This window comes from Mesorhizobium sp. M0626, assembly GCF_040320665.1.
Lineage (GTDB): Bacteria > Pseudomonadota > Alphaproteobacteria > Rhizobiales > Rhizobiaceae > Mesorhizobium.
The window spans coordinates 148,574-169,918 of sequence record NZ_JAMYQD010000004.1; the positions used below are offsets into that span (position 1 = coordinate 148,574).

Here is a 21,345-nt window from a genome sequence, read left to right on the forward strand (position 1 = left end):
CTACCCAGCGGGAGGATGAAGCCTTGTATCAAGCGCGAAATCCTCCCGGAGATGCAAGCTATAAAGGCCTGCCGCCCGGTTGGGATCGAACACCAGGTTCCAGCTGTGCTGGGACACCGCGCTGGGGATCAGAAAGAACGGATGCTTTGCCAGCAGACCATCGCCGAACTGCTGCTGTCCCGCGCCCGGGATGCCGGGACGCAGCCAGTTCGCGCTCGGAATATCGTCGGTTTGGACCACATAAATCTCTGATGGATTGACGATGTCGAATGCCGTCAGCACGTGAGGGACAGCATCCAGCGTGCGAAACCCCTTGTGGACCGCCACCTCCAAGATGGCGGTCGATGGGTCGATGGACGCATATACGGCTCTGATCCCTTTGCTGTTCCACCTTCCCCCAAGCTTGAAGGCTCCTTCGCCACTGTCCCAGCTCGCCTTGAAGCGTCTGTGATCAAGCCTCCAGCCCAACACCTGCCCTGTTCCGAGGGAGCCCGGCAAAGGCGTCACGCGTAGACACCATAGTCGAGCCGCTCAAGAAACTCCTGCACAAGCGCAGTGCCCGCCGCCGTGGCCAGCAGATCGATCGGCCGGCGATTGTCCAAACCCATGGCAGGCTCGATCATCCATTTTTCCGCTTCTTCCTGAGTCCCGAGCACGGACGTGGCCTTTGTCAGGAGCTTGGCGAAGTTCCAGGTTCTGGAACCTTGCTCCCGACTGAGGGTCTTGGAGTGATCCGATTTGTGCCGCTGAAATGTCCGCTCGCTCATGCCGAATGCGGTCTCAAACGCATCGGCGGGATCAATGATGATCAGATGCCTGACGAGGCTTTCGAGCGCCTGGCCCGGAATTCCATGCAGGATCATTTCATGTGCCTCAAGAGGACTGGCTACCGAGAATCCAAGAACCTTCCGTCCACCAAACAGGTCGACCATTCGTTCGAACTCCGGCTCCATATGCGGTGCCTCGGCAAAACCCAGCGGGGAACTGGCCATATTACCTCTCCGTCACGTGTCGCTTTATTTACGACACGTGTCGCAACATTTCAAGGCCTGCGTTTGGGTCATTGCTTGGTGAGGTCAGGTGGAACACCGCTCCCTCGCACCCGCGCATTGACCTTGCTCCCCATTGCGCTACCCTCTGCTCTCGAAGCGGACGAAGAGCCGCATACCGGACCGTTGGGAGAGACGCGGCATGATCCTGACACTGGCGCTGCTTGCAGGCCTCGTGCTGGCCTGGCTGCTGATTGGCGCGATCGAGACGTTTCGTCTCGACCTGCGCTTTACCCAGGCGCTACTCTATGTGCCGTTCAAGCTCGCCTACCGGATCGATGACCGGCGCATCCGCATTGCCCGCAACGCGCCGACGCCGGTGATCTATGTGGTCTCGCACCAGTCACGCTTCGAGCCGGCGCTGATGCTGTCGCTGCTGCCCGACGACACGCTGCACATTCTCGACGAGGCCTCGGCGCGCTCGCCCTGGATGGAGCCTTGGCGCGAGCTTGGCCGCACCATCGCCTTCAACGCCGAGCATCTCTTCGTCAGCCGGCGGCTGGTCAGGGTGCTGAAGGGTAAAGGCCGGCTTGCCGTCTATCTGCCCGGTGACGTCGAGCCCGATGTGAAGACGTTTCGCCTGTTCCGCGCCGTCACCCGCATCGCCATGCAGGCCGACGCCCGCATCGTGCCGATCTTCGTCACCGGCGCGCGCGACCTGCCGGTTTCCTTGACGCCAAAGAACCGGGCGCCGCGCCACTGGTTCCCAAAACTCTCGATCAGCGTGCTGGAACCAATGACGATTGCCGAACTGGTGGCGCGCAACCCCGACCAGGCTTCCAACACAAATGCGTTGTTCGACCGCATCGCCGAGGCGCGGCTTTATGGCAGCAACCTCGATCGCGGCCTGTTCCTGGCCATGCGCGATGCCGCGGATCGCACCGGCGCCTCGCATCCGATCATCGAGGATGTGATCAGCGGCTCGCTCAGTTATCGAAAGATGTTCATCGGCGCGCGCGTTCTCGGCCGCCGTTTCGAGGCTATAACGTCACCCGGCGAAGCGGTCGGGGTTTTGCTGCCCAACGCCAATGGCGTGGTGCTGTCCTTCGTCGGCCTGCTCTCGGCCGGCCGGGTAGCGGCGATGATCAACTACACGGCAGGGCCGGCCAGCGTCACGGCCGCGGTCCGCACCGCAGTCATCCGAACGGTGGTTTCCTCGCGCGCGTTCGTCGAAAAGGCGGCGCTTGCCGACATCATCGCCGCGGTCGAGGCCGGCGGCGCCAAAATGCTGTGGCTGGAGGATGTGCGCGCAAGCGTCACCACACTGGAGAAACTCGCAGCAGCCGCGCTGTGGCGCTTCCCGCTGCAGCGGCAGGATGCGGCCAAGCCGGCGGTAATCCTGTTCACCTCAGGCTCGGAAGGCACGCCCAAGGCCGTGGTGCTGTCGCATCGCAATCTCCACGCCAACGCCATGCAGGCCGAGGCGCGCATTACCATTTCGCCGTCCGACATCCTGCTCAACGTGCTGCCGGTTTTTCACTCTTTCGGCCTGACCGGCGGTACCATCCTGCCGCTGGTGACCGGGGTGAAACTGTTCCTCTACCCCTCGCCGCTGCACTACAAGATCATCCCGGAGATCGCCCGCAAGGTGAAGCCGACCATCATGTTCGGCACCGACACTTTCCTTGCCAACTATGCCCGCACCGCCAAGGATGGCGATTTCTCCAGCCTGCGCTTCGTCGTCGCCGGCGCGGAAGCGGTGAAGCCGGAGACGCGGCGCGTTTATCGCGAGCGCTTCGATGCCTCGATCATCGAGGGGTTCGGGCTGACGGAGGCCGCTCCCGTCGTCGCCGTCAACACCGCCATCCATGGTCGCGACGGCACGGTCGGACGGCTGTTGCCGGCGATGCGCATGAAGCTCGAACCGGTCGAGGGTATCGAGGGTGCCGGCCGCCTGTGGCTGGACGGGCCGAATTTGATGATGGGCTACATGACCGCTGATCGGCCCGGCGAATTGCAGCCGCTGGACGGCTGGCACGACACCGGCGACATCGTCTCGGTCGACCGCGAAGGCTTCATCACCATTCGCGGCCGGGCAAAACGCTTCGCCAAGATCGCTGGCGAGATGGTGTCGTTGGGCGCCGTCGAGATGCTGGTGCAGTCGCTGTGGCCGGAAGAGCGCCACGCCGCGGTGGCGGTGCCGGACAAGAGGCGCGGCGAGCGCATCGTGCTGGTCACCACCGCCGACGACGCCGATCCGGAAGAACTGCGCGCCTTCGGCAAGAAGGCAGGTGCGGCCGAACTGATGGTGCCCAACGACATCGTCAAGGTCGGGGAGATCCCGGTGCTGGGTTCCGGCAAGACGGATTATGTCTCGACGCGGAACCTGGCGATCGAGAAGCTGGGGCTGGGCCTGGCGGCTTAGCGTATCTCCCTCCTTGAGGGGGAGATGGCCGGCAGGCCAGAGGGGGTCGCCTCGCGTGAAGCGCCGACGTCCTCTTCGCTCAAACGAGGTCGCGTCCGGGGCGTACCGACCCCCTCTGTCGCCTTCGGCGACATCTCCCCCTCAAGGGGGGAGATAACAACTACCCAATATCCGACGGCGGCACTTTTTCGCCCTCGCGCTTGGCGCGCTTCGAATACGCCCGCACGCTGAAAGGCAGGAAGATGAGATAGCCTGCGACAGAGGCGGTCAGCGTGTACCAGGGATAGGTCATCAACAGCAGGACGTAGAGAACGACCGCCAGGATGATCGGCAGCACCTTGTCGCCCGGCACTTTCAGGCTTTTGCCGGAATAGACCGGCAGCCGGCTGACCAGCAGGAAAGCGACCAGCACAGTGAAGCCGGTGGCGACGAATGCCGTCAGGCGGTCCGGCTCGAGACCGAGCCGCAGGAAGGACAGATAGAGCGGCAGCATGACCAGCACGGCGCCGGCCGGCGCCGGCACGCCGACGAAGTATTCGCTCTGCCAGATCGGCCGGTCATGGTCTTCGTCGAGCACGTTGAAGCGCGCCAGCCGCAGGCCACAGGCGATGGTGAACAGAAGGGCTGCGATCCAGCCGAATGAGCCGGCGCGGTCGAGCAGGAAGGCATAGAGCACCAGTGCCGGTGCGACGCCGAAATTGACGATGTCGGCCAGCGAATCCATCTGCGCGCCGAATTTGGATGTCGCCTTCAACATGCGCGCCAGGCGCCCGTCTATGCCGTCCAGGAAGGCGGCGAGCAGCACCATCACCACGGCCGGCTCGAAACGGCCCTCGAAGCCGAAGCGGATGCCGGACAGGCCGGCGCAGATGGCAAGCACGGTGACCAGATTGGGCAGCACCATGCGCATCGGAATTTCGCGGATGCGCGGGCCGCCGCTGCCATGGGCCTCGAACTTTTTGAACGGCGCGCCCACCGCTTACGAAATCCTGACGAGCGGGGTTGCGGCGACGCCGCCGAATTCGGCGAGCACGGTTTCGCCGCCGACCGCCGTCTGGCCGACGGCGACGCGCGGCACCGCGGTCGACGGCAGGAAGACGTCGACGCGCGAGCCGAAGCGGATCAGGCCAAAGCGTTCGCCGACGGCAATGGAGCCGCCCGTCTCGGCCCAGCAGACGATGCGGCGCGCCACCAGGCCGGCAATCTGCACGGCGACAACGATGCCGTTGGGACTGTCTATGACCAGCCCGTTGCGCTCGTTCTCCGAGCTTGCCTTGTCGAGTTCGGCATTGAGGAACTTGCCCGGCCGGTGCTCGATTTTGGTGATGCGGCCGCGCACCGGAGCGCGGTTCACATGGCAGGAAAAGACGTTCATGAACACCGAGATGCGGGTCATCTCGGTGTTGCCGAGGCCAAGCTCGCGCGGCGGCACGGCCGGGCCGACCGCCGAGATGACACCGTCGGCGGGACTAACCACCAGCCGGTCGTCGACCGGGGTGACACGCTCGGGATCGCGGAAGAAATAGACGCACCAGGCGGTCAGGATCAGGCCGATCCAGAACAGCACCGAGGAGAAATAGCCGAGGAACAGCGTGCCCGCACCAAAGGCGGCAATGAACGGATAGCCCTCGCGATGGATCGGAACGAAGGCATTCTTGATCGAATCGACAAGGCTCATCGGATGGGGCTCATGGGATGGGGGCGGTCCCTGTTTCAGGTCCGGCCTCAATACCGGAAAGGCTCCGCTGCCGCAACGCAACATTGGGCAAGGCCGCATCGTCCGCAGCCGGCAGAAACGGTGACGTGCTTGCCTGTCGGCTGCTTTGCCGCCAGAATTCGGGCCAACGCCGGCTGAACGCGCGGCGAAAAGGCCGACTTCCATGGCGCCAAATTCAGGCAAAACGTATCTTGTTGCCATACGATCGTCAGCCGTGGGTGCCGTTTTGACCGTACTTGTGGCAGCGAGCGACCACGCAGTTGCGCAAGGCAAGCCATCCTTCGACTGCGCCAAGGCCGCCAGCGTGGCGGAAAAGGCCATTTGCGCCGATCCGGTCCTAGCGCAAGCCGATGCCGACGTCGCGAAGAATTATACCGCGCTGCTGAAGAGGCTCGATGCTCATGCCGGCAAGGCGCTGCGGGACGACCAAAGCGATTTCATCGCGTATCGCGACCAGATCGCCGGCTTCAACGAAAGTTCGCCCAAGAACCAACAGACTTTCGATCTCGGCGAATTCCTGCGCGACCGCGCAACCTTCCTGTCCGGCATACGCAAGCCCCCCGATGCAGGTTTGATCGGCACATGGAGCAGCGTGCGCGGCAGCGTCGACATCAAGGCTGTTGGCGGAGGCAAGGTCGAAATCTCGGAAGATGTCGTTTCCAATCCAGTCTCGGGAAGTGGGTCATGCGAGATCGACGGCACGGTCGAGGAGCGCAACACTCTGCGGCTGGTCGACCGTGCCGTCGACAACGACAACCCAACCGGTTTTGTCTTTACCTTCCGACGCGACGGCGATGCGCTTGTCGTCGAGCAGAGCGGCGCCGGCAAGGATGGCAGATCGGAGCCCCTGTCATGCGGTGCCAACGGCCATGCCGATGGCACGTTCTTCCTGACGGAGAAAAAGTAGGCTTGCTGTCGCTAACCCGCCGCAGCGGAGCGATAAAAGTGGGCATTGAGCTCGGCCATAGCGGCCTCAGCGAGGCTTTCATCATCCTTGCAGCGCAAGAGGACACCGCCGTTCCGCAACGATTGGAAAAGGAAGACTTGGCCTGATGCCAGCACCACCCAATTCACGATTGCTCCTTCCTCCTTCTGCACCACCGAATTCGCAGAACGATGGCATCCGTCGGGTCGAAGCCTGCCTTGCGGAGCAGGAGGTCGACGGCGGCGGGAGCATGGTATTGTTCCGCCAGCTCAATGACCGCTGTGATCTCGGGCTCTTCAGCAATGCCAAGCTTGGCGCCAACTTTCGGGGCGTTAGCCGCTAGCGGGCTCTCGCCTGGCGGTATGACAAGCAACTCTTCTGGAGCGATGTACTCGTAGACCGTGACGTGTGTCTCCGTCGCACTGCATAGTCGGGTCTTCTTCGCGCTGGTCTGAAGTTGAAAAACCAGCTGTTTCTCTCCTTCTATGTTCAGCATCCTTGCCATGCCGAACGCGATTTTGATCTCGGGCGGCGCGATCTTGGCGCAGGCAAGGCCGGCCCCGACATCGCGCCAGCTCAAGATCATCTGGCCTGCCAAGTTGCCAACGGACTTATGAAGAAGCCTGCCTTCGCGCTTCGGATTGGCCATCACCAGCCGGTGTATGACGTCGTCGTAATCGTCACTATCGACAACTTGCAGATCAGGCCATGACGCGATCCAGCGCGCCAAAAGGTTTTCCATGGGCGCGGCCTCATCCGCAACGTAGAACGCATGATCAAGTGTATCGAGAAAATCATCCCGCCCGCCCTCGAAGCCCGTCTGCTGGGCGGCTTCGTTGGGATGGTCTGCAATCCAGCTGGACATCTTTTCCAAAGTCGCAAGCTGGCCCTTTGCGCCACAAGCAGTGAGTCCAGCTCGTGCGTTGGCAATCATGGCGCCGATTTCCTGCCCGGCATTGTGGATGAATTGACTATGGCCGCCGTTCTTTACCTCCGAAGAGTACGAGTCGGCATGAAGGACCTGCATCGCCTTGGTGTCGATTTCGGGATAACGATAGAGTCCTTTGGAAACCATCGCTGTGACGAATTGCATGACAGCGAAGACGAGAAAAAACGGCTCTTCATCAGGATCCTCAACGTTCGAACGCAGTACGACGACTGGCAACGGCAGGCCGAATTCCAACTGCTTTCCAGAATCTGATGCCGACTTCTCGGACGTTTTCTTGGATTTGCGGGAAAAGAAACCGAACATCGAAAATACTCTCTTGGTCGCAAAACTTGCGCGAACGGGTTATTTCCGACGCGACAATATCAGCTGCCCTCAAGGATTAAAGGCACTCTGATCCAGAGGCATCCGCACGATGGTTTGCCGAAATTGTCGACGGTGTCGGGGCGCCACAGATTCATACGTCCTTGGCAGGAAAGCGCTTCGCGACAATGCCGAATTGCGGCGAGTCGACAAACCAGGGTCAGAGATGCCATCCTCGAAATCAGTCGCCCTGAACGCCAAGGTCATTACAGAAGGCCTCGCTTTCGGAGAGTCTCCCCGCTGGCACGACGGACGCCTGTGGCTCTGCAACTGGGGAACCGGAGAGATCGTCGCGGTGGATGAGGACGGCGGGAACCAGGTGATGCTCACCGTGCCGGCCATCCTGCCCTATTCGATCGACTGGTTGCCGGATGGCCGATTGCTGATCGTCTCGGGTCGGGATGGCTTGTTGCTGCGGCAGGAGGCGGATGGAACGCTGGCCACCCATGCCGATCTTCGGTCGCTGTCAAACAGCCCGTGGAACGAGATCGTCGTCGACGGGCGCGGCAACATCTATGTCAATGGCGGCGGGTCGGCGCCTGCACCGAGCGAGCATTTCGGGCCCGGCACCATCGTGCTGATCACGCCGGACGGCTCGGTTCGACAAGTGGCCGAGAACATCGCTTTCGCCAACGGCATGGCGGTGACGCCGGACAACAGGACACTGATCGTGGCGGAGTCGCATGCCAACCGGCTGACCGCCTTCGATATCGCGGAGGATGGCGGGCTTTCCAACCGCCGGGTCTGGGCCGATCTCGATGGCTTTCCCGACGGCATCTGCCTCGATGCCGAAGGGGCTGCCTGGTACGCGGATGTTCCCAACAAGCGCTGCGTGCGGGTGCGCGAAGGTGGCGAGGTGTTGCAGACAGTCGATGCCGATCGCGGCTGCTTTGCCTGCATGCTGGGCGGGCCGGATGGCACGACACTGTTCATCGTTGCCGCCCAATGGCGCGGCTTCGAACATATGATCAGCGATGCCCGCACCGGCCAGGCAATGAGCGTCGAAGCGCCCGCACCTGGCACGGACTGGCCCTCCTACATCTCAGGCAGACGCTGATAGTTGGCGATTTCGGCCTTCACACCCAGCCGGGCAATGGTCTCCTGCGGGTTGAAGCCCGCCCGCTCATGGGCTGCCTTGACGATCGGCACGACATAGTCGACGGCCGCCTGGTTTTCCCATTCGACAATGGTGACCAGGTTGAACTCGCCCGGGCCCGAAAATTGCTCGAGCACGAAATCCTGGACGAAGCCTTGCTGCAGACGCAGCAATTCATGAGTCGCCCTGACCTTGCGAAGGATTTCTTCACGGGCCTCGGCAGGAACGACGAATTTGTCGACCCTGAACACGGCTGCCTCGGCAAGTTTATCCATTTGAATCTGTCTCCGTTCTTGAACGACTTGGGTTCGGTGGCTCAGGAACGGGTTTGCGATCTCAACTTAGGTTGAGGTCAAGGGGAAACTTTCGGTGGTGATGATGGCGACGACGCTGGATATCTCCCCCCTTGAGGGGGAGATGGCCGGCAGGCCAGAGGGGGTCGGTTCGACTGGATGCGCCCCCCTTGCGACCGATGAAGGTTAGCGCTCCACGCGCTGCGACCCCCTCTGTCGCCTTCGGCGACATCTCCCCCTCAAGGGGGGAGATAGCGCTCCGCCCCTAGTTCACCTCCGACGTCCTTCTGCGGACGACCACCCCCAGCTCATCGCTCTCCCTAGCAATGCGCAGCCTCTCCTCGGCTTCCGTCGCTTCGCGCTGGCGGTCCCACATCGAGGCGTAGAGGCCGTGTTGGCGCATCAGCTCGGCATGGGTGCCGCGTTCGGCGATCTCGCCGTCCTTGAGTACGATGATCTCGTCGGCCGTGATCACCGTCGATAGGCGATGGGCAATGACGATGGTGGTGCGGCCCTTGCTGACCAGGTCGAGGGCGGCCTGGATCTCCTGTTCGGTGTGGCTGTCCAGCGCCGAGGTCGCCTCGTCGAGCATCAGGATCGGCGGCGCCTTCAGGATGGTGCGGGCGATCGCCACGCGCTGCTTTTCGCCGCCCGACAGTTTTAGCCCGCGCTCACCAACCATCGAGCGGTAGCCTTCGGGTAGTCGTTCGATGAACGGGCCGATCTGGGCAAGCTCGGCGGCTTTCTGCATGTCTTCCTCGCTGGCGCCGATGCGGCCGTAACGGATGTTGTAGGCGATGGTGTCGTTGAACAGCACGGTGTCCTGCGGCACCATGCCGATGGCGCCGCGCAGGCTCGCCTGCGTCACATCACGGACATCTTGGCCGTCGATCAGCACCTGACCGCCCTGGACGTCGTAGAAGCGGAACAAGAGCCGCGAAATCGTCGACTTGCCGGCGCCGGACGGGCCCACGATGGCCACCGTCTTGCCGGCCGGAACCTCGAAGGAGACGCCCTTCAGAATCTTGCGGCTGGGGTCGTAGGCGAAGTGCACGTCGCGGAACTCGACCTTGCCGGCTGTAACAGTGAGCGGCTTGGCATCCGGCTTGTCGGTGATTTCCTGCGGCACATCGAGCAGGTCGAACATCTGCTCGATGTCGGTCAGCCCCTGGCGGATTTCGCGGTAGATGAAGCCGATGAAATTGAGCGGCACCGAAAGCTGCATCAGCATGGCGTTGATGAAGACGAAATCGCCGACCGTCTGCGTGCCGGCCTGCACCTCCAGCGCCGACATGCACATGACGATGACGGTGCCGAGACCGAAGATGATGCCCTGGCCGAAATTCAGCCAACCGAGCGAGGTCCATATCCTGGTCGCCGCCATTTCATAGCGCGCCATCGAACGGTCGAAGCGCTCAGCCTCCATACCCTCGTTGTTGAAGTATTTGACGGTCTCGTAGTTGAGCAGCGAGTCGATCGCCTTGGTATTGGCGTCGGTGTCGCTGTCATTCATGTCGCGGCGGATCGAGATGCGCCAGTCGCTGGCGCGCACCGTGAACCAGACGTAGAGCCACACCGTGGCCGCCACCACGACCACATATTTCCAGCCATAAGTGTAGGCGAAGATGCCGGTGGTCAGCGCGAATTCGAGGATAGTCGGCGCCGTGTTCAGCATGATGAAGCGCACGATCGTCTCGATGCCCTTGGTGCCGCGCTCGATGATGCGCGACAGGCCGCCGGTGCGGCGCTCGAGGTGAAAGCGCAGCGACAGCTGGTGCATGTGAACGAAGGTGCGGAACGCAAGCTGACGCACCGCATACTGGCCGACGCGGGCAAACAGCGCGTCGCGCAGCTGGTTGAAGCCGAGTTGCACCAGCCGCACGACATTGTAGGCGACGACCAGCATCACCGGCGCCAGCAGGAAGGATGGCAGCGGCGGCGGCGATTTGGCGTCACCGGCCAGAGAATCGGTCGCCCATTTGAAGAAGTACGGCCCGGCAACCAGTGTCAGCTTGGCAACGACTAGAAGCAGCGTCGCCCAGGTGACGCGTGCCCTGAGATCGGCGCGGTCGGCCGGCCACATATAGGGCCACAGATTGCGCAAGGTGCTGAAGGTCGAGCTATCGGAAACGGTTTTTTCTGCCACTTGTCTTGCCTTTTGGGTGAGAAATCAGCGGCCGGAGCAGCAGGAATTGACGAGTGCGGTCAGCGATGCGGAAACGTCGGCGAGCGCGGCGCGGTCGAGCTGATAGCGCGAGCGCTGGCGGTCGGGCTCGAAGCGGACCAAGCCTGCTTCGACCAGGATTTTCAGATGCTGGGAGACCGTCGACTGCGCGAGGTCGAGATGGTCGACAACCTCACGGCAGCAGCAGGAGCGGCTGGCCGACAGATGTCTAAGGATCTCGATGCGCGCCGGGTGCGAGAGTGCGGCGAAGCTCGCGGCAACGGCGCGGCTTTGGGGCGGTGCGCAGTTTGCGTGGTCTGGTTCAGTGAGCGAGTCTGCCATCGTTCATCGGCGATAGACGATGAACGGGTGCGTGGCAAGCTAACCCGATGGGTAGAGCGACCTAATCTCCCCCCTCGAGGGGGAGATGTCGCCGAAGGCGACAGAGGGGGTCGGTACGTCCTGACGCAACGTCGTTTGCAGCAAAGAGAAGGTCGGCGTTCTATGCGCGGCGACCCCCTCTGGCCTGCCGGCCATCTCCCCCTCAAGGGAGGAGATCAAGCGCTCGGCCGCTACTGCGTCTTCACCGGCGCCGTTGTCACCTGCTCGCCCATCGCCTTGAGGTCGGCGGCTTCGCCTTCCTTGGACTTTTCCGGAACCTTGAACACCTGCCCCGGCCAGATGCGGTCGGGATCGCTGATCTGGTCCTGGTTGGCGAGATAGATGGTCGAGAAGCGCACGCCGTGACCGTAGACGCGCCGTGAGATCCGCCACAGCGTGTCGTGCCTGCGGATGATCACCGCGCCGTCGGCATGTTCAAGCTTTGGCGCCACCGTCTCTGGCACATCGGGCGTTGCCGCCGCGACGACGGCTGGAACCTCAGCGGCAGGCGCTGCCGGTGCCGCAGGTGCCCCGGCAACCGCCGGGGCAGCCGGAGCCGGCGCTTCAGCCGCCGGTGCGGCTGGTGCGGACGCGGCAGCAGCTGGTGCGGGCTTCGCAGGGGCAGCCGCGATAGTGGCTGGCGCCGCAGGCTTCGGAGCGGCCGGTGCTTCGGCAGCAGCCGGTGCGGCCGGCTCAGCAGGCTTTGCTTCGGCGGGCTTGGTCTCGGTGGGCTTGGCCTCCGCGGGCGCCACGGCGGCGATCGCTTCGCCGGGTTCGCGCTCGAACGGCACGGCGGCGCGGGCCACGACCTTCACGCCGTCGGCGTCGAGACCGTCGACATGGATGGTGTAGCTGCCGACCGGGATGTCGCGCGTCGCCTCGACCAGGAAATGACCGTCGGGCGAGGTCACCGCATCACCAAGCAGGATATCGTTGGCATAGGCGCGCACCTTGCGGCCGGCGTCAGCCAGACCGGCGACGAAGATCTTGTTGCCGTCGATCTCGACCGCCTCGACGACGATCTTGGGTGCAGCCACGCCTGCCGCCGGCGGCGCTGCAGGTACTGCTGGCGCTGCAGGGGCAGTTGCGGCTTCCACAGCCGGAGCAGCAGGTGCTGTTTCAGCGGCCACGGCAGGCGCAGCCGTAGCAGGCGCCTCAGCGGCTGGGGCAGCGGCCTGATCGCCGGCGGCCGGTGCCGCGGGCTTGGTCTCAGGCGCCGGGACGCTAAGCAGCTCGGCCGGCTTGCCGGGTTCCTCGACCATCGCCAGCACCTGGCCGGCGGCGTCCTTGGGAACCGAAACGACGGCGGTCTGCACGGAAGGGGTAACCACATCGCCGGCCGTCGCGCGCAACGCAATCGTATAGTCGCCGGGCTTCAGCGGATCGTCGAGAACGATGACGAAGGCGCCGTCCGGACCGGCGACAGTCGAGCCAAGCACCGAGGAGCCGTTGAGGATCTCGATCTTCGAATTGGGCGCAGCATTGCCGGCAACGACGATCGAGCCGTTGCTTTCGACGCGCACGACGTCGAAGCTCGGCGCAACCGGGCCGGCCGCGGCCGGCGCTGGGGTTGTTGGGGCAGCAGCGGGCGCGGCAGGTGCCGCCGGAGCCGCAGCTTCGGTCGCGGGAGCCGTTGCGTCGGCAGGCGCGGGTGCTGCGGGAGCCTTGGCATCGGTGGGCGCGGCGGGCGCCGGCGGCAGCCTTCCCTCGGTCCCCGGATCGGCCAGCTTTTCAGCCGGCGGCGTCAGCGATGCAATCGCCGCAGGCGGCGTGGGATTCAGATACGGGTCGAGTGCGCCCGATACATAGGCGGTTCCGACGACCGCGACGGTCCCACCGGCCGCGAACAGAAACGCCTTCAATGGATTAACAGCCATATTTCCCCTACCCCTTAGCCACCTGAAGCCGGTCTAGCGTGTTTTGCCGGCACCGACAAGAAAAAGCCCGGGCTTGTCAGCCCTTGGGGCTTGACCCCGCATTCAGACCCAATCACCAATCACGAATGAACACGATTCGATCCGTCTGCGTCTATTGCGGCTCGTCTCCGGGCCGCGATGAAATCTATGCCAAGGCCGGGCACCTGCTTGGCCGCTCGCTCGCCAAAGCCGGCCTGCGGCTGGTCTATGGCGGCGGCACCAAAGGCATTATGGGCGCAGTCGCCGAAGGCGCGCTCAAGGCCGGCGGCAAGGTAACGGGCATCATTCCGCGCTTCCTCATCAACAAGGAGGCGACCGAAACCGCGCTTGACCGGCTCGACGAGTTGCTGATCACCGACAACATGCACGAGCGCAAGCACAAGATGTTCGAGAAATCCGACGCCTTTGTGGCGCTGCCCGGCGGCATCGGCACGGTCGAGGAAATCGTCGAGATCATGACCTGGGGCCAGCTCGGCCATCACCGCAAGCCGATCGTCTTCGCCAACGTTCAAGGATTCTGGGATCCGATGCTGGCGCTGCTCGACCATATGGCCAGCGAAGGCTTCATCCACACCGCGCAACGGGTCAAGCCGCTGGTGGTCGAAGACCCCGAGGCCATCGTCGCCGCCATCATGGTGGCGGGGTCGTCGGTCGATGCGCCGACGGAAGGCGTGCAGTCTGTAATTGACAAGATGTGAGGACGAAGCCGGCCTTGGCTCAGGCGGCCAGGAATTGAGCCCGGTTGGTGTCGTCGGCCTGGCGCACCAACTGCGCCGCGTCGTGCTGGCGCTCAAGGCTGCCGGCTACGAAACACTGGGCAACACCTGGATCGGCGACAGCAACAAGGCCAGCCTGGCCCAGAAGCAGAAGTCCAATGCGAAGCCACTGATCGACTGCATCTGCTTGGCAAGGATCTGTAGCGTTGGGGCAGCTGACTTCGATCTGTCCAGCTTTTCTTGAGCTCCGTCTTGTGCGCAATGTAAGCACGTTGGCGACGATTTCCATTTGCAGCCCGCTTCGCAGTTGGTTATCGGAGAACATTGGGCGGGAACGGAAATTTGGAGAGCGAGACAAAGGGGAGATGAATCCGCGCGAGCGATTGACGGCCGCGAAGGGCGAGATCGCGTCGGAACCAAGGACGGCGATCCTGGTCCTCGGAATGCACCGCAGCGGCACCTCGGCGCTCGGCGCCCTCGTCGCCGCGCATGGAGCCACGCCGCCGAAACATCTGCTGCCCGGGAGCCTCCACAATCCCAAGGGACATTGGGAAAGTACCCCACTCACCATCGCCGACGACCACCTGCTCACGGCGGCCGCCTCCTCCTGGCAAGATTGGCTGCCGCTAGATCGGCAGTGGCTGCAGTCGCCGGCAGCCGAGCGATTTCGGCCCATGATGACGGCGATCATTGCCAGCGAGTTCGGCGATGCCCCCCTGTTTTTCGTCAAGGATCCGCGGATCTGCCGGTTCCTTCCCTTCATAGCCTCGATCCTGGCCGATCTCAGGATTGACCCGATCGCATTTCTGCCTGTTCGCAACCCGCTCGAAGTCGCCTGTTCGCTGCAGGAACGGGATCAAATGGCACTGCCGACAGCGTTCATGCTGTGGCTCAGGCACGTGCTCGAAGCGGAGCATCATTCGCGACACATGCCGCGCTGTATCCTGCGCCACGAAGACCTGTTGAGCGACTGGCGACATCAGATGGACCGCGCGGCCAGGGAGACCGGAATCGTCTGGCCTGTCACGTCCGATCACGCCGACGCCGCAATCGCCGAGTTCCTGGACAAGGATCTGCATCATCAGCGGGCCTCGGTCGCTGATCTGCAAAACCATCCGGATGCCACGCCGTTAGTCCGCAGTGCCTATGCCATTTTGCGCAGTATGGCGTCTGAAGGCGACAGCCAGGACTTGCGCGACCAGCTCGACAGGGTGCGGGCGACGTTCGATGAGAGCTGCGATGTGGTTGGCAAGGCCGTTGCCGCAGGGAACCTGGCCGCTAAACGGCTACACGGCGAACTGGAAAAGGGCATCGTCGAGCGTGACGCCCTCGCTGACGCCCAACAGGCCCTCATCCGAGACCGAGACAGCTTCATGGCGGAGCGTGACGCGCTTGCTCACGCCCAGCAGGACCTCATCCAAGCCCGAGACAGCTTCATGGCGGAGCGTGATGCGCTTGCTCACGCCCAGCAGGACCTCATCCAAGCCCGAGACAGCTTCATGGCGGAGCGTGACGCGCTCGCCCTGGCCCAAGACGGCCTCGTAGCCGAGCGTAGCGCGCTGGCCAGGATCCGAGACGACCTGGTGGCGGAGCGCGATGCGGCGCTTGCGTCACGCGGCTGGCGATTGACCGGACCGTTGCGATGGGTGAGCTCCATTCGTCGGCGATAGCAGCAAACACTCTAAACGCTGCTCGACAAACTGTGATCGCCTGTCAAGAAACCGTCACACGGAACCCGCCTCACTCGTGTTACGAAGGACGGGTCGGCATCCGCGCGTCGGCATAGTCGAAATCTGAACCTGGTCGAAATTTCTTGGCGAGGCGAGCCGTGAACATTGCTCTCAACACGGAAGGCCTGTCGCCTTGCCTGCCCGACGAGCACGGGCTGTTCTTCATCTACCATTTCACCGCCGAGGGCCTGCGCACCAAGGACGCGGCCGAGGTTGCATGGACATGGCGCAGCTACCAGCTGTCCGACCTGCGCGCCCGTCATGAGATCGCCGCCGAGCAGGCTCTGCCCGGGCCGGTTCGCGAAGCTTTCCTCGGCGCCAGCCAGGGTTGCCACATCGATCTCGAGGATGCCTGGCTTTATGGCGACCTGCCGGATCTGCGCCACGACTATTCGGCGGAAGCGCGCGGGCTCGGCCATTTCCGTTTTGCGCTCAACGATAACACGCTGATCGGCGCGCGCAAGCAGCCACTGGAATCGGTCGATCTCATCCGCAAGGCGGTGGAGAGCGGCTCGCGCAAATTCCGCTCCCCCGCCGACCTGGTCGAAGCGGTCATGGGCCAGTCGCTCGACGGCATGGCGGCCGAGCTCCACGGTCTTGGCGATACGCTGGACGGCATCGAGGACCGTATCGTGCGCGATGCCTGGCACGGCGAGCGGCAGTCGCTGGTCGAGGCGCGCCGTCAACTGGTGGTCATCCACCGGCAGATGGCGACGCTCACAAACCTTTTTCGCCATCTCGACCATTCGCATCGCAATGAGCTGCCCGATCGGATCAATGACATGGCGACAAGGCTCTCGCACCGGGCACACACGCTCTATCACGACGGCGAGCAGTTGCAGGCACGCGCAAGGTTGCTGCAGGACGAGTTGATGGCCAAGCTGACAATGCAGTCCAACCAGCTGCTCTATGTGCTGTCGGTGATGACGGCGGTGCTGTTGCCGATGACCATCATATCAGGCCTGTTCGGCATGAATGTCGGTGGCCTGCCCATGGTCAATACGCCGATGGGCTTCTGGGTGGTCTCGGCGGTTTCGATCGTGATCGCCGCGGCGACCTACATGTTCGTAAGGCGGCTCGGGCGGACGTAACGCCCCGATCCCTTTGTTTTCACGCAATTCCCAAGGGAACGCGGCGCGCTTTTCCTGGAATGCCCATCACGCCGTAGCGCGAAGATCCTCGACGATGGTGCCGGCGGCAGCGACCTCCGCCTCATGGTCCGGCTCCCGCCAGGTCTCGGCGAGACCCGCCGCATACCATTCCTGCATGGCCGGCAGGCCAAGCAATTGCGGGGGATAGGCTGCAGCTGCCCCTTCGAAAGACAGCCCATAGGATAGCACACGGAACGCCACCGGAGCAAAGAAGGCGTCGACGGCGGTAAAATGGCCGCCGGCAAGGAACGGCCCGCCGAACAGGGCAAGGCCATCGTTCCAGAGATCGCCCAAACGGAACAGATCCTGCTTCAGCGCGTCCGACATCGGCAACGGTTTCACCCGCAAGCCGCAATTCATCGGGCATGCGCCGCGCAAGGCCGTGAAACCAGAATGCATTTCGGCGGCGGCCGAGCGCGCCCAGGCTCGCGCCTTGGCCTCGGCAGGCCACACACCATGGTGGCGCTCGGCGAGATACTCGGCAATAGCCAGCGAATCCCAGACAGCCCAGCCGTCATCCACCAGGCAAGGCACGCGCCCGCTGGGCGAGAACGCCCGGTAAAGATCGAAACTGGGCCCGGTCGGAAACGGCGTCAATTGCTCCTCGAACGGAATGTCGAGGGTGCGCATCAGCACCCATGGCCGCAGCGACCATGACGAATAGTTCTTGTTGGCGATATGCAGCACGTACATCGAAAGGCTCCCTACTTCGGGGCCAACGCCACCGGGCTGATTTCACGGCCACGAAACATCGACCAGGAATACATCGCCAATGCCGCCCAGATCAGCGCGAAGGCAATTGCTTGCGTGGTGCCGAACGGCTCGTCGAAAATCAGCACGGCGATCAGGAACACCATGGTCGGTGCGATGTACTGCATGATGCCGATGGTGGAGAGGCGCAGAAGCTTGGCGCCGAAGGCGAACAGAAGCAGCGGCACCGAGGTGACTGGGCCGCAGCCGATGAGCAAAGCCATATCGGTGCCGTTGCTGGAGATGAAATGGTCCTGGCCGTTGACGACCAGGAAGACGATGTAGGCAAGCGCCGGCACCGACAGCAAAAGCACTTCGAGCAGAAAGCCCTGGCTCGGGCCGATCGGCAGCGTCTTGCGGAAGAACCCATAGGCAGCGAAGGAAAACGCCAGCGCCAACGACACCCAAGGCAATTTGCCGGCATCGACGGTCAGAACGGCAACTGCGACCGCCGCCAGCAACACGGCCGCGATCTGCAGCCGGTCGAGCTTCTCGCCGAGCAACAACGCGCCGACGACGATGCTAACTAATGGGTTGATGTAGTATCCGAGCGCGGTCTCGACGGTGCGGTCGACCGAGATCGCCCAGACATAGATGGCCCAGTTGACGGAGATCAGGGTCGCCGTCAGCGCCGCCATGGCGATGCTGCGCGGCGAGCGGATCGCCGCCTTGAAATCGGCTGTGCGGCCGGCCCAGACCAGCACTGCAGCAGCAATCGGCACCGACCAGACGATGCGGTGGGCGATCACCTCGATCAGCGGCAGATGCGCAACCGCCTTCATGTAGAAGGGCAACAGCCCCCATAGCAGATAAGCGCCGAGCGCGAGGAGAAAGCCGCTACGGGCTTTGGAGTCGGCGTCGGGCTGGATCGTGTTGCTGGCCATGGCAAACGCTATGGCCCAGTGGGCCATCCAAAACCATCGCAAAATTATGATGGATCAATGGACTTCCGCTGATGGTTCAAGGGGCGCCGCCAGTTCCTCGCCCCACTTCGAGGGGCGAGGAACCCAAGTCCTGCAAGCTTACTCCGCCGCCACCAATCCCGCCATGTCGCGGTTCTTCATCAGCTTGTAGACGATCGAATCCATCAGCGCCTGGAAGGAGGCGTCGATGATGTTTTCCGAGACGCCGACCGTCCACCAGCGGGCGCCGGTGCCGTCATGCGATTCGATCAGGACGCGGGTGATCGCCTCGGTGCCGCCATTGAGGATACGCACCTTGAAATCGGCGAGCTCCATGTCGGCGATCTCGCTCTGGAATTTGCCGAGGTCCTTGCGCAACGCGATGTCGAGCGCGTTGACCGGGCCGTGGCCTTCGGCCACCGACATCTTCTCCTCGCCCTCGACCATCACCTTGACGATGGCTTCGGAGACCGTCTTCAACTGGCCGTTGGCATCGAAGCGGCGCTCGACCATGCAGCGGAACGAAGTGACGTTGAAGAACTCCGGCAGGCCGTGCAGCATTTTGCGCGCCAACAGCTCGAAGGAGGCATCGGCGCCCTCATAGGCGTAGCCCTCGGCCTCGCGCTCCTTGACCACCGAGATCAGCGCATCGAGACGATGGTCGTCTCTGGGCACATCGATGCCGCGCCGCTTCAGCTCGGCGAGGAAATTGGCCTTGCCGCCCTGGTCCGAAACCATAACGCGGCGGCGGTTGCCTACCGCCTCGGGCGGCACATGTTCATAGGTCGCCGGCTCCTTGGCCAGTGCGGAGGCATGGATGCCGGCCTTGGTGGCGAAGGCCGAGGCGCCGACATAGGGCGCCTGCGCTTCCGGAGCGCGGTTCAGCAATTCGTCGAAGGCGCGGGAAAGCCGGGATATCCCGGTCAGCGCCTCGGCCGAGATGCCGGTTTCAAACCGATCGGCGAAGGCCGGCTTCAGCGCCAGCGTCGGTACGATCGAGACCAGATTGGCGTTGCCGCAGCGCTCGCCGATGCCGTTCAGCGTGCCTTGGATCTGGCGCACGCCGGCCTCGACGGCGGCGAGCGAATTGGCCACCGCCTGGCCGGTGTCGTCATGGGCATGGATGCCGAGATGGCCGCCCGGAATACCTGAAACAATGACCTTGTCGACGATGGCGCGCACTTCCGAGGGCTGCGTGCCGCCATTGGTGTCGCACAACACCACCCAGCGCGCGCCGGCTTCATAGGCAGTCCTGGCGCAGGCCAGTGCGTAGTCCGGATTGGCCTTGAAGCCGTCGAAGAAATGCTCGCAATCGACCATCGCTTCCTTGCCCGCGGCGATTGCTGCTTCGACCGAAGCCTTGATGGAGTCGAGGTTTTCCTCATTGGTGCAGCCGAGCGCGACGCGGACATGATAGTCCCAGCTCTTGGCGACGAAGCAGATGGCGTCGGACTTGGACTGCACGAGCGCTGCCAGGCCCGGGTCGTTGGATGCCGACACGCCTGCCCGCTTGGTCATGCCGAAGGCGACGAACTTTGCCTTCGCCGTGCGCTTCTGCTGGAAGAAGGCGGTGTCGGTCGGATTGGCGCCGGGATAGCCGCCTTCGACATAGTCCATGCCGAACTCATCGAGCAGCTTGGCAATCGCGATCTTGTCCTCGACGGAAAAGTCGATGCCCGGCGTCTGCTGGCCATCGCGGAGGGTTGTGTCGAAGAGATAGAGGCGTTGTTTGGTCATTGTTCTGTTGGCGCGCGAGCACCCCCCTCTGGCCTGCCGGCCATCTCCCCCTCAAGGGGGAAGATCGGCAGCTTTAGCGTCGGATCGTTTCCTGCAGCGATGAAGATTTGCGAAAGCGCCGATGACAGCCAATCTCCCCCCTTGAGGGGGAGATGTCCGGCAGGACAGAGGGGGGTGCCACGCGCTGTCATTTCCTCGCAAACCCATCCGTCGCGCGTATCAGCCGATCCAGAATCCCCGGCTCCGAATAGGAATGGCCGGCGCCTTCAATGAGGTGGAAATCCGCCTTCGGCCAGGCCTTGTGCAGGGCCCAGGCATAGCGCGCCGGGCACGGCATGTCGTAGCGGCCGTGGACGATTGTGCCGGGAATATCCGCGAGCTTATGGGCATCGCGCAGAAGCTGCCCCTCCTCCAGCCAGCCGGCGTGGACGAAATAGTGGTTCTCGATGCGGGCAAAGGCGATGGCGAAGTGGTCCTCGCCGAACTTGTCGCTGGTCTCCGGCTCCGGTAGCAGCGTGATCGTCTCACCTTCCCACAGGCTCCAGGCAAGGGCGGCTTCCAGCTGCGCCTTGCCATCGGCGCCGACCAACCGCCTGCGGTAAGCGGCCATCATGTCGCCGCGCTCGGCTTCAGGAATTGGCGCCAGGAAACGCTCCCATTTGTCGGGGAACATCTCGGAGACGCCGAACTGATAGTACCATTCGAGCTCGGCGCGGGTCAGCGTGTAGATGCCGCGCACGACAAGCTCGCTGACGCGATTAGGATGCGTCTCGGCATAGGCCAGCGCCAGCGTCGAGCCCCACGAGCCGCCGAACACCAGCCATTTTTCGAAGCCGCACATCTCACGCAGCCGCTCGATGTCGGCAACCAGGTGCCAGGTGGTGTTGGCCTCGAGCGAGGCGTTGGGTGTCGATTTCCCGCAGCCGCGCTGGTCGAACAGGATGACGTCGTAAAGCTTCGGGTCGAACAATTGCCGATGTTTTGGCGAGAAGCCGCCGCCAGGACCGCCATGCAGGAACACGGCCGGCTTGGCGCCCCTGGTGCCGGAGCGCTCCCAATAGATATGATGGCCGTCGCCGACATCGAGCATGCCGGACTCGAAGGCCTCGATCTCGGGATAAAGAGTACGAAGTTCACTGTTCAT

The 21,345-nt window shown here is 63.3% G+C and carries 21 protein-coding genes; 8 read left to right on the forward strand and 13 right to left on the reverse strand.

Features of this window, described 5'->3' with window-relative positions; translation table 11 throughout:
• Together NKI37_RS06295 and NKI37_RS06300 are read right to left on the reverse strand one after the other, a co-directional pair.
• Positions 1 to 507 (reverse strand): RES family NAD+ phosphorylase, encoded by a 507-nt coding sequence (locus NKI37_RS06295; protein ID WP_352788198.1) that lies wholly within the window; start codon positions 505 to 507, stop codon positions 1 to 3.
• On the reverse strand, positions 504 to 992 hold the full coding sequence (locus NKI37_RS06300; protein WP_352788195.1) for an Xre family toxin-antitoxin system antitoxin: 489 nt from the start codon (positions 990 to 992) through the stop codon (positions 504 to 506). Before NKI37_RS06300 ends, NKI37_RS06295 begins: the two co-directional genes overlap by 4 nt.
• A 199-nt stretch (positions 993 to 1,191) precedes the next feature.
• On the opposite strand from NKI37_RS06300, the gene NKI37_RS06305 reads away from it, so the two are divergent.
• The gene (locus tag NKI37_RS06305) at positions 1,192 to 3,414 is read left to right on the forward strand and encodes an AMP-binding protein (protein ID WP_352788192.1); all 2,223 of its coding nucleotides are present in this window, start codon (positions 1,192 to 1,194) and stop codon (positions 3,412 to 3,414) included.
• Positions 3,415 to 3,574: 160 nt separating this feature from the next.
• Here NKI37_RS06305 and pssA read toward each other — a convergent pair whose 3' ends face one another.
• On the reverse strand, positions 3,575 to 4,390 hold the full coding sequence (gene pssA, locus NKI37_RS06310; RefSeq protein WP_023672701.1) for a CDP-diacylglycerol--serine O-phosphatidyltransferase: 816 nt from the start codon (positions 4,388 to 4,390) through the stop codon (positions 3,575 to 3,577).
• A gap of 3 nt (positions 4,391 to 4,393) precedes the next feature.
• Entirely contained in the window at positions 4,394 to 5,452 is a 1,059-nt protein-coding gene (locus NKI37_RS06315) for a phosphatidylserine decarboxylase (protein WP_348528079.1), read from the reverse strand.
• On the opposite strand from NKI37_RS06315, the gene NKI37_RS06320 reads away from it, so the two are divergent.
• Entirely contained in the window at positions 5,358 to 6,038 is a 681-nt protein-coding gene (locus tag NKI37_RS06320) for a lysozyme inhibitor LprI family protein (RefSeq protein ID WP_198022201.1), read from the forward strand. The two genes, NKI37_RS06315 and NKI37_RS06320, sit on opposite strands and share 95 nt — an antisense overlap.
• A 2-nt stretch (positions 6,039 to 6,040) precedes the next feature.
• Entirely contained in the window at positions 6,041 to 6,184 is a 144-nt protein-coding gene (locus tag NKI37_RS06325) for a hypothetical protein (RefSeq protein ID WP_156936459.1), read from the forward strand.
• A gap of 17 nt (positions 6,185 to 6,201) precedes the next feature.
• Here the strand turns inward: NKI37_RS06325 and NKI37_RS06330 are convergent, their stop codons facing one another.
• Positions 6,202 to 7,308, reverse strand: coding sequence for a DMP19 family protein (locus NKI37_RS06330; RefSeq protein ID WP_352788186.1), 1,107 nt, complete (start codon positions 7,306 to 7,308; stop codon positions 6,202 to 6,204).
• Between the two features lie 223 nt (positions 7,309 to 7,531).
• Between NKI37_RS06330 and NKI37_RS06335 the strand changes: the two genes are divergently transcribed.
• On the forward strand, positions 7,532 to 8,422 hold the full coding sequence (locus NKI37_RS06335; protein WP_031199446.1) for an SMP-30/gluconolactonase/LRE family protein: 891 nt from the start codon (positions 7,532 to 7,534) through the stop codon (positions 8,420 to 8,422).
• Here NKI37_RS06335 and NKI37_RS06340 read toward each other — a convergent pair.
• The 4 genes from NKI37_RS06340 to NKI37_RS06355 form a co-directional block, all read right to left on the reverse strand.
• The gene (locus NKI37_RS06340; protein ID WP_352788183.1) at positions 8,401 to 8,736 is read right to left on the reverse strand and encodes an antibiotic biosynthesis monooxygenase family protein; all 336 of its coding nucleotides are present in this window, start codon (positions 8,734 to 8,736) and stop codon (positions 8,401 to 8,403) included. The genes NKI37_RS06335 and NKI37_RS06340 overlap by 22 nt on opposite strands.
• A gap of 283 nt (positions 8,737 to 9,019) precedes the next feature.
• On the reverse strand, positions 9,020 to 10,900 hold the full coding sequence (locus NKI37_RS06345; protein WP_352764035.1) for an ABCB family ABC transporter ATP-binding protein/permease: 1,881 nt from the start codon (positions 10,898 to 10,900) through the stop codon (positions 9,020 to 9,022).
• A 24-nt stretch (positions 10,901 to 10,924) separates the two neighbouring features.
• A complete protein-coding gene (locus NKI37_RS06350) occupies positions 10,925 to 11,260 on the reverse strand; it encodes an ArsR/SmtB family transcription factor (RefSeq protein WP_023805680.1) in 336 nt (111 codons plus the stop codon).
• Between the two features lie 230 nt (positions 11,261 to 11,490).
• The gene (locus NKI37_RS06355) at positions 11,491 to 13,176 is read right to left on the reverse strand and encodes a LysM peptidoglycan-binding domain-containing protein (protein ID WP_286461570.1); all 1,686 of its coding nucleotides are present in this window, start codon (positions 13,174 to 13,176) and stop codon (positions 11,491 to 11,493) included.
• Positions 13,177 to 13,301: 125 nt separating this feature from the next.
• Between NKI37_RS06355 and NKI37_RS06360 the strand changes: the two genes are divergently transcribed.
• The 4 genes from NKI37_RS06360 (at position 13,302) to NKI37_RS06375 (ending at position 16,752) form a co-directional block, all read left to right on the forward strand.
• Positions 13,302 to 13,913: an LOG family protein gene (locus NKI37_RS06360; RefSeq protein WP_023673582.1), complete on the forward strand. Its 612-nt coding sequence runs from the start codon at positions 13,302 to 13,304 to the stop codon at positions 13,911 to 13,913.
• Complete coding sequence (locus NKI37_RS06365; RefSeq protein WP_156033733.1) at positions 13,900 to 14,175, forward strand: hypothetical protein; 276 nt, start codon at positions 13,900 to 13,902, stop codon at positions 14,173 to 14,175. Before NKI37_RS06360 ends, NKI37_RS06365 begins: the two co-directional genes overlap by 14 nt.
• Before the next feature lie 121 nt (positions 14,176 to 14,296).
• Positions 14,297 to 15,601 (forward strand): sulfotransferase family protein, encoded by a 1,305-nt coding sequence (locus NKI37_RS06370; protein WP_352625986.1) that lies wholly within the window; start codon positions 14,297 to 14,299, stop codon positions 15,599 to 15,601.
• A gap of 158 nt (positions 15,602 to 15,759) precedes the next feature.
• Positions 15,760 to 16,752 carry a transporter gene (locus tag NKI37_RS06375; protein ID WP_023824154.1) on the forward strand — a complete coding sequence of 331 codons (993 nt, stop codon included), beginning with the start codon at positions 15,760 to 15,762 and terminating at the stop codon, positions 16,750 to 16,752.
• Between the two features lie 66 nt (positions 16,753 to 16,818).
• Here the strand turns inward: NKI37_RS06375 and NKI37_RS06380 are convergent, their stop codons facing one another.
• The 4 genes from NKI37_RS06380 to pip form a co-directional block, all read right to left on the reverse strand.
• Entirely contained in the window at positions 16,819 to 17,505 is a 687-nt protein-coding gene (locus NKI37_RS06380; RefSeq protein ID WP_023673578.1) for a glutathione S-transferase family protein, read from the reverse strand.
• Positions 17,506 to 17,516: 11 nt separating this feature from the next.
• The gene (gene rarD / locus NKI37_RS06385; RefSeq protein WP_023824155.1) at positions 17,517 to 18,446 is read right to left on the reverse strand and encodes an EamA family transporter RarD; all 930 of its coding nucleotides are present in this window, start codon (positions 18,444 to 18,446) and stop codon (positions 17,517 to 17,519) included.
• A gap of 138 nt (positions 18,447 to 18,584) precedes the next feature.
• Positions 18,585 to 20,201: a citramalate synthase gene (cimA, locus tag NKI37_RS06390; protein ID WP_023709768.1), complete on the reverse strand. Its 1,617-nt coding sequence runs from the start codon at positions 20,199 to 20,201 to the stop codon at positions 18,585 to 18,587.
• 187 nt (positions 20,202 to 20,388) lie between these two features.
• A complete protein-coding gene (pip, locus tag NKI37_RS06395; RefSeq protein WP_023824156.1) occupies positions 20,389 to 21,345 on the reverse strand; it encodes a prolyl aminopeptidase in 957 nt (318 codons plus the stop codon).